Genomic DNA, 4072 nt, shown 5'->3' on the forward strand with positions numbered 1-4072 from the left:
TGCCGATAATTTATCAGAGGGGCCATCAACTATATCATGAGCTTTTTTCCAATCCCCTTTACCGTCGTGCCACAAAGCTTGTAGTTGTGAGGAAATACCTTTTGGAGGGTTTTTATCTTTCAAGGATTTTATAAATTGTTCAGGTTTCATCATTAGTTATTTAAATCCAAATTAACTTTTCCCGATCCTCAAAACAAATTCACGAAGATATTTCCAGAGTTTTAAAGGAGTTTTTTTGTTTTTGAATTTCGAAAAGTTGATTTCAGTGAATCTTATAAGTTAAATTGAATTTCCTACAAAAAATTTCATCGATAATTTCTCAGTTTTGATAATTAAAATCTATAACCGTGGATTAGAATTTTTTTCACTACCCAAAACATCAATATTGATATGCTTAATAATAATATTTCCCCTAAAGAAACCAAATTCAAATACATTCCTTCCGCTGAATTTTATAGTCAGATTATAGATAGTCTTCAGGATTATTCTATTTTCACACTTGATAAAGATTTAAAAATCAACAGTTGGAACTCGGGTTCCACAAATATTTTCGGTTGGGAAACTGATGAAATAATTGGTGAAAATTTTGATATCATATTTACCCAAGAGGATTTGGAAAATGGCATTCCAAATCAAGAAATCCAAATAGCATTGTCAAAAGGAAGGGCAACTGATGATCGTTGGCATAAAAAGAAAGATGATAGCAAGTTTATTGCTCACGGCTTGGTTTTTCCCCTGAAAAATGAAAACGAAGAAATAATTGGGTTTGTTAAAATCTTACGGGACTTGACTGATTTAAAGAAACCTGAGGAGGTTATCAATACCTACATCAAGGATCTTGAAGAGCTCAATTCCCATAAGGAAAGTGTACTGTCCATCATTTCACATGATTTAAGGACGCCATTGACCGGAATAATAGGTTTAGCGGCAAACTTAAAGGAAAATATCAAAGAAATGAGTGAGGAAGAGATCAGTGAAATGCTTGAACTCCTTCTCAAAACTTCCAAAGACGAATTGGAAATGCTGGATTATCTTGTCGAATGGTCAAGGATCAAGTACGCCAATGAGGCTTTTACACCTCAAAAAATTAATTTGGCAGATTTTGTTCAAAAAGTATTTGATAGAATGAAAGAAGCTTCTCAGTTGAATAAAATAAATCTTGTCCTTCAGATAGATAAAAATGAGATAGTATTTGCAGATCAAAAAATGTTGCTTTCAATTCTTCAGAACTTGGTTTCAAATGCAATCAAACATACCCCTCCCGGTGGTCAAATCATAATAATTGCTCAGCGAAATAAAAGTGAGATAACTGTTCAGGTAAAGGATTCGGGTATTGGTATGTCTAATAAAATAATGGAAAAGCTTTTTAAACCACAATTAAAAACATTGTCCAACCCTCGGAAAAAAAATAAAGGCGCTGGAATAGGACTACTTTTGTCAAAAGGATTTTTGGAAAGAAATGGTGGTAGGATATGGGTTGAAAGTATCGAAGGAATAGGCTCTTCTTTTTATTTTACTTTACCTATAGAAAAACAACTTAATGGACATGGTAAATCGGAAGTTTAGATCCTAAAATGGATAACCAATTCCAATATTGAAAACAGTCTGCCCCCTGTCGCCTAAGAAACTTTTGAAGAAATTACCCAAGATGAATCTTTCTCCAAGTGGCCTTGCAGGGTCAACAGCTTTGACACCCATATCTAATCTCAGCACAAGAAAATCAAAGTCCATTCTTAAGCCCAAACCTGTGCCTACGGCAATTTCTTTGTAAAACCTGTTGAATTCAAAATTTGCTCCGGGCCTTGTAGGATCATCATTGAAAGTCCAGGTATTTCCAAGGTCAATAAAAAATGCGCCATCAAAATATCCATAGATTTTTGACCTTAACTCAAACATTCCTTCAAAAAGGATATCACCCGGTTGTTCAAATCTGTAATCAAAAGAACCATCTTCAAAAGTAGTTGGCGTAAATGAACCTGGACCTAAACGTCTTGGCTGCCATGCTCGAATACCGGTACTACCTCCAGCAAAAAAGTATTTTTCATAAGGCAAAACCCCATTACTGACACCATAAGGTTTTGCCATGCCAAGATTGAGACGGTAAGCAAAGGTCTGTTGTCTGGTAATGGGGATATATCTTCTAAAATCTGCCTGAAACTTTAGGAATTGGAAATAGGCAAGGCTTCGTGCTTCTACAAATTCAGGGTTCACAAAATTCAAGGTTGTACCACCGCTTTCGAGAAACAATCTGAACAGCGAAGCCCTGTTTCTTTGAAATGCACCGTATTGGTTGAAATTGAATATTACCTGACCAGATACACTGCTTACATAGGAAGGCAAAAATGAATTGATCAAGTTGTTTCCTTGATCTTGAAGACCTTCCAATAATATTCTGAATTCATCACTGAGGCTGGAACGAATAAAATTGGCATCAAGGACATTGAATGTAAACTGCTGTTTCAGATTTCTGGTATTCCAATTATAGCTGATTACCCCATTGACACTTTCTCTGATATACTCAGGTCTGTTGACATAATTATATCCAATCAATGTTCTGGTTCTTGGGTTATACCTACCAAACCTTTCAAGGGAATTAATGCCTAAAGGAAGCAGAAACTGTGGGAAAATAATTGAAGCTGAGGTATTGAGTTCCCTGCTTCGAAATACACCGCCTTCACCTGTGGCAGATACCACACCTTCCAAACCCGCTCTGAAAAAGAATTCAAAAATCTCTGAACCACGGAAAAGGTTTCTATTTCTTAGAGAATGACTGAAAAATGGTCCCGGTACTTGTTCAGTGATACTTGCACCCACCTGATTGGTGATCTGGTATTTTTGATTGGGTTGGGTGTAGATGCGAGGCCTCAGGATGTTTCCGAGGGTATCAAATGCAATATTGACAAATCTAAAAAGGTCAAGATTGGCCAGTTGTCTTTGGGTCTCAATGACATCTGTTCGATTGTATAGGTCTCCTTTTGAAATAAAAATCCTGGATGAAATGATTTTTTCAGAATATTTATCTTGATAAACTTCAAAATTAATATCCTTATAAATATTCGTAAATCCCTGATCTATAAATTCATTTGAAGGGGGATCGATGGAAAAATAAATGGAATCCAATGTATAAACCTGGTGATTTTCTGCATAAACAGGTTTTCTGATCACCTGTTCAATATTGACGGTTTTTTCAAGGGTATCCTTAAAGACGTTATATTCAATATATGACCTGGAAAAGGTATAATATCCGTTTTCTTTCATCAGGTCTTCAACCCGTTGTCTTTCCTTAGATATGTTGTTTTGATCATAAATTTTAGAGGTTTTGATATTGGTGCCAGAATTATTGCTTAACAAAAGGTCGTAGATATCCGAGTCATCGGATCGGGTATAAAAAGTATCTATAATGTAGGGATCATTTTCTGTAATAAAATATGTGATACTCGCTTTCTTTTTGGATTTGGAAACTAGAAAATCGGCCTCTGCATCAAAGAATCCATTGTTGAACAAATAAAACTCCATTTGTCTACGGCTTTCCTCAGCTATTGCACTATCATATATAACCCTTGGATTTCCGGTCCTCATAAAAAAATTTCCAAAATCCAGCTTTTTTTCTATCGCTGTAATATTGGTATTGAGTTTATTGAGTCTTTTTGACTGATTCCTATCTAGTTTTTTTTCTTCATCGATTTTGATCAAGATTCCCCTTTCTTCCTCTAATTTAGCTTTTCGGTTTAGATGCTTGGTACTGTCAAAAGTCCATTCTCCAAACCGATAAAGTGAAACACCTACAGAAGTGTTGACTAAAGGGATTCTGGTATTCGGATTTTGGCGGATTAGGTTTTGGAGAGATGATTTATCACTTTTATCGACTCCTTTTAAATTGACATCATAGACCAGATATTCTCCTTCCTTGAGACCCTCGGTCAAAGAACAACCGGAAATAAAAATAAGCAGAAAGAGAAAGTTTATATATTTGGCTTTATTCACTATTTGGCAATTAACCGAATGTTAAGCAAAAATACGCTTAAGTTTATTAAATCCTTGCACCAGAAAAAATTCCGGAAACAGGAAAATG

General features: G+C 35.4%; 2 protein-coding genes. One reads left to right on the plus strand and one right to left on the minus strand.

Going from position 1 to position 4072, the window contains the following annotated elements:
* Positions 1 to 390 precede the first annotated feature (390 nt).
* Entirely contained in the window at positions 391 to 1566 is a 1176-nt protein-coding gene (locus ACEW8U_RS20125; protein WP_373523844.1) for an ATP-binding protein, read from the plus strand.
* 3 nt (positions 1567 to 1569) lie between these two features.
* Here the strand turns inward: ACEW8U_RS20125 and ACEW8U_RS20130 are convergent, their stop codons facing one another.
* The gene (locus tag ACEW8U_RS20130; protein WP_373523845.1) at positions 1570 to 3984 is read right to left on the minus strand and encodes a BamA/TamA family outer membrane protein; all 2415 of its coding nucleotides are present in this window, start codon (positions 3982 to 3984) and stop codon (positions 1570 to 1572) included.
* Positions 3985 to 4072: the final 88 nt, after the last annotated feature.

Origin of the sequence: Aquiflexum sp. (genome assembly GCF_041751335.1) — a bacterium.
GTDB lineage: Bacteria > Bacteroidota > Bacteroidia > Cytophagales > Cyclobacteriaceae > Aquiflexum.